General features: G+C 54.2%; 1 protein-coding gene. It reads right to left on the bottom strand.

Annotated elements, in window-relative coordinates; genetic code table 11:
• Positions 1–35: 35 nt before the first annotated feature.
• Positions 36–3,011 carry a Tn3 family transposase gene (locus tag F0Q32_RS25540; protein WP_149465157.1) on the bottom strand — a complete coding sequence of 992 codons (2,976 nt, stop codon included), beginning with the start codon at positions 3,009–3,011 and terminating at the stop codon, positions 36–38.
• Positions 3,012–3,014: the final 3 nt, after the last annotated feature.

Raw genomic sequence — 3,014 nt, 5'->3', positions numbered from 1 at the left:
TAGGGGTTTGAGGGCCAATGGAACGAAAACGTACGCTAAGAAGGTAATTCATTGTTTAAATTAAAATTTAATTCTCTCAGTTCCCCCTTCAAAATATCCTCCGGTAGCGTGAACGTATAATGCCCCAGCATATTGATATGCCCGTGCATCAGTGGGGATAACCGGACGATATCTTCACCCCCGGTTTCTTCTCCATTCCTGCGCATCCAGCTCAGGGCTTCCTGCATATAAAGTGTGTTCCACAGTACCACTGCGTTAGTGACGAGGCCCAGTGCACCCAGTTGATCTTCCTGACCTTCACGATAGCGCTTTCTGATCTCACCGCGCTGCCCGTAGCAGATCGCCCTCGCCACAGCATGGCGGCCTTCTCCCCGGTTTAGCTGCGTCAGGATCCGCCGACGATAATCTTCATCATCAATATAATTTAGAAGGTACAGCGTCTTGTTGACGCGCCCCACTTCCATGATCGCCTGTGCCAACCCTGATGGGCGCGAGCTTTTCAGCAAAGAGCGAATGAGTTCTGAAGCATGAATGGTACCCAGTTTCAGCGAACCGGCGGCTCGCATCATCTCATCCCACTGATACTCGGCTTTCGACAGATCGGCACAACCACGAGCCAGTTCGTCTAGTGCACCGTAATTTGCCGATTTATCCACCCGCCAGAATACTGCTTCACCGGCATCGGCAAGCCGAGGAGAAAACTGGTATCCCAGCAGCCAGAAGAGGCCAAAAATAATGTCGCTGGTACCGGCTGTGTCTGTCATGATCTCAACCGGATTCAGCCCTGTCTGCTGCTCCAGAAGGCCTTCCAGCACAAAAATGGAATCACGTAATGTGCCGGGAACAACGATGCCGTGGAATCCAGAATACTGATCAGAGACGAAGTTGTACCAGGTGATGCCACGTCCGGAACCAAAATATTTTCTGTTAGGTCCTGAATTGACGGTTTTCACCGGCGTGACAAAGCGCATGCCGTCAGCTGAAGCCACTTCGCCGCCACCCCAGCGGCCAGCAAGCTCCAGTGTGGACTGAAAATCAACCAGGCGGACATTGGCGCTGACCAGCGTTTCTGCCCGGAGGTAATTCTGTTTCACCCAACTGAGCCGGTGGCGCGTCAGCGCCGGTATATTGTGCTTTATCAGCGGTTCCAGCCCGATATTGCAAGCCTCAGCCATCAGGACCGCGCACAGGCTGATGTGCAGATCCTGCGCCCGGGCCCCGGATTCACTGACATGCGTAAACTCACGTGTAAAGCCCGTTCTGGCATCTATCTCAAGCAACAGTTCCGTCAAATCTACCGGCGGGAGTAGCTGCCTTACCCGACTGTTGAGACGATGCAACGATGGTGGCTCCTCCAGTTTCTCCAGGCTGCTGATAGTCAGGGAAGGATATTTACCGTCATGGCAGATATTAACCTCCGCATTTCCTTCAAAGCGAGATGCGACGGCTTTCCAGGTTTTATCCAGTTGGACCGCCAGCTGTTGCACGCCTTTATGTCCATCAGTGGGATGTCCCAGCGCCCGACAGATGGGGGCCCGCTGAACCTGCCATTCTTCCCCCTGCAACAGCTTCTCGCGGGGATTTCCCCAGCGATCGCTGTTTTCGAGCCAGATGTCCCGTCGGCGTAGTGCATCCTGAAGGCGCTCCAGCAGACAAAGCGAGTAACCGGCACGCTGTATCCGGCCCTCCGCATCGTATACCAGGCGTTTCCAGGGGCCGGTAATAATATGTTCAGGCGCATCGTCCAGGATGCGCTTTTTCGAGCCGTTCAGTTCGGTCAGATAATGAATGGCGGACAGCGTATGTTCTCCGGCTGGCGCTGCCTGGAAATGCAGGTCGCGCAATACCGCCGGAAGAAAACGCTTTACCCGCCCGTACTGTTCCACCATTTCGTCATGGAAATTGTTGTTCTGAGGCCGGGCCAGCTCATTTACCTTGCTGACGGATTCTGCCAGCCTACTTTTCGGTATGCTGCTGAATATGGTCTCCCTCAGTTCAGCATCGTCAGCCTGCTCAGCTAGCAACAATGAACATGCCTGCGCCAGCAGTAGCGCAGCACGGTCAAGATCTTTCAGCGTCCTGAGCCGTTTTTTCTGCCCCGTTTTCTTCGCCGCACGAGTGATATCCAGTATAAGCATATCGAGCACATCAACGGCTTCATCCAGCGCCGCAGTCTCCTGTGCTTTAACGAATGCGGTGAGTACGGCCAGCTTTCTCTGCTGTGGCATTCGCGCGATATATTTTACCGACGCCATGCCTGCGTAACGGGCCAGATTACGTAGTTGTATAGCGGGCAGACCGGTAAAACTCAGTCGGGAAAACTCCAGGTTTCGCAGCCGGATATACCGCTCCAGCGCTTCGGTAAATGCCGGACCGCTGACGGTGACAGGTCCCTTTTTCAGTTGCTCCAGCGGTGAAATTCGCTGCCCCTCAGGAATGTCCAGCAGCTCAGTCACGCGGGCGGTCTGCCAGCTGTCCGGCAACGCGGCCAGTTTCTTCCAAAGTTGCTGATTTGCCCGTTCACGTATTTCACTGACGAGACGTACAAGTGTGGTTGCTCCGGGCAGCAGGACCTTATTCTGAAGCAACCAGGCGGTGGCAAAATCAAACATCAGGCCGGGTCGCTCATTACTGAGCCATGCACGGGTGTATAGCAGGCGCTTCAGGCGGAAAGACCAGGGGAAATCGCCAAATTCATGGTAACCGTAATATTCCTTAATCAGCGCAGTATGCTCTCTGAGGGTGGTATCCCGTTCTGCGTAGCGGGAAAGGACTTCCGGACGGCGGATATTAAGCTGCACCGCGACAAATTGCTGAACACCCGGCAGAACCCGGGTTAAATCTGTCAGAAAGGTGCCCAGAAAACGGGCGGTGGTGAGCTGAAGCGCTATTCCCAGCCGGTTATGCCTTCCCCGTCGCTGGTTAATGAAGGCAAGATCTCGCTCATCAAGATGAAAATAGCGCGCCAGCTGCACGTCATTGGGTTCTGCAACATAGCGACCATAATTCAGTTC

The sequence above is a fragment of the Pseudocitrobacter sp. 73 genome (assembly GCF_008369545.1).
In the GTDB taxonomy this organism is placed as follows: domain Bacteria; phylum Pseudomonadota; class Gammaproteobacteria; order Enterobacterales; family Enterobacteriaceae; genus Pseudocitrobacter; species Pseudocitrobacter vendiensis.
The sequence above is the reverse complement of the archived record's forward strand: the minus strand, read 5'-3'. Positions and strand labels throughout refer to the sequence as shown.